A 1450-nucleotide genomic window follows, 5' to 3' on the forward strand; every position below is an offset into this window, starting at 1 on the left:
AAAAAATTATCGCCAGGCTTTGGTAGAGTTAAAGCAGGTTAATAGGATTGTTGCTGATAATGCCGATGTGAATAATTTATTAGGGTTCGCCTCCCGAAAGTTAGGTCAATATAAACAAGCGGGTGCGTACTATGTTAAGGCGCTCACGATTGATCCCAGCCATCTAGGCGCCCTTGAATACCAGGGTGAGCTCTTTTTGATTCAAAAGAAGATGGCGCTAGCGAAACAAAATCTGGCGAAGCTAAAAGCTTTGTGCGGCACTTCTTGCGAGGAGTATTTGGATTTAAAGCAGGGGATTGCCCTAGCTACGCAGAAGAAGTAAAGGCCTCAACCGGGAGATCGCGTTCACCGTCTTTTATCGCCTGAACGATTCTGGCCGCTACCGCACCTGGTTCTAGACCCGTTGGAAGTTTTGGGGCAACGCCAGCAATGGGACGATTAGCTAGACCTGTTTCAGTATGGGGCGGACGCACATCAATGACATCAATTTGCTGGCGACGAAGTTCACGTGCTGCTCCGATCATGGCGCCCCACACCGCAGCCTTTGATGCACTATATGCAGCCATTCCCGCCATCGGTTGCTGAGCGACAATAGCGGTCAGGTTTGCAAAGAATCCACCTTCGTTGATGTGCTTTGAACTCTCGCGCAACATGACAATCGGAGCGATGGCATTGATAGCAAAAAGGCTTGTGAGCGTTGCATCATCTAGCTCTGCCACGTTTCCAAAGGCCACAACACCAGCGGCATTGATCAGACCATCAAATGGTGCCAGCGTTGCCAGGGCTGCTGATAGAGCAGTGATATCTGAAATCTCTGCAATTGCGTGCGCTGTCACAGTTGCCGGATTTAAGCGCGAAGCATCGCGGACAATCGCGCAAACGCGTGCTCCCTCGGCCGAAAGTTGTGCGGCTAGCTCAGAGCCCAGCACCCCAGTTGCACCGACGATGACAATTTTCTTACCTGCAAGTTCACGTGCCACGGATAACCAGCTCTCTGTAAATACCCGAATTGGGTCAAGGGGCAAAGTCCATCATGCCGATTGAGTCGCTGCAACTTAAATTATGCTTAGATACAGAAAACAGATGAGAAAGTGAAATGAATCTAGTTATGAATTCAGCGCCTGATTGTGCAAGGTGTGGCGCAGTGCTGACTGAACACATTTCCAGCGTTTCGTGTGGCAATAGCTGCGTTCCGTGTGGCAGATATGCCTACCCCGCACATCAGCCTTCATATCTATATCTACTCACTCATGAGCAATTAAAGCTGCATAAAATCGGCATCGGAACTGTGGGCCAGGACAAAGGTCACCTGCAGCAATTGATTTATGATGGCTGGAGAGCCCATGGCATTTGGCATAACAGTGACAAGCGCAAGACCTTTCAATGGGAAGCTGCGACCTTTAAAGAATTAGCGAAAGTAATCCCTGCAGATAGCTCCAAATTATTGGGC

At 49.3% G+C, this 1450-nt stretch carries 2 protein-coding genes and 1 pseudogene; 2 read left to right on the top strand and 1 reads right to left on the bottom strand.

All coding sequences use genetic code 11. The features are described from left to right. The coding region (locus AC9UEP_RS05995; RefSeq protein WP_509545102.1) for a tetratricopeptide repeat protein at positions 1 to 322 on the top strand (322 nt) is incomplete at its 5' end. Here the strand turns inward: AC9UEP_RS05995 and AC9UEP_RS06000 are convergent. Further along, the gene (locus AC9UEP_RS06000) at positions 306 to 980 is read right to left on the bottom strand and encodes an SDR family NAD(P)-dependent oxidoreductase (protein ID WP_509545104.1); all 675 of its coding nucleotides are present in this window, start codon (positions 978 to 980) and stop codon (positions 306 to 308) included. The genes AC9UEP_RS05995 and AC9UEP_RS06000 overlap by 17 nt on opposite strands. Positions 981 to 1096: 116 nt before the next feature. Here AC9UEP_RS06000 and AC9UEP_RS06005 point away from each other — a divergent pair. Then, a pseudogene (locus tag AC9UEP_RS06005) lies at positions 1097 to 1450 on the top strand (hypothetical protein); the annotation flags it as partial.

Source organism: Candidatus Planktophila sp. (genome assembly GCF_040402315.1).
In the GTDB taxonomy this organism is placed as follows: Bacteria; Actinomycetota; Actinomycetes; order Nanopelagicales; family Nanopelagicaceae; genus Planktophila.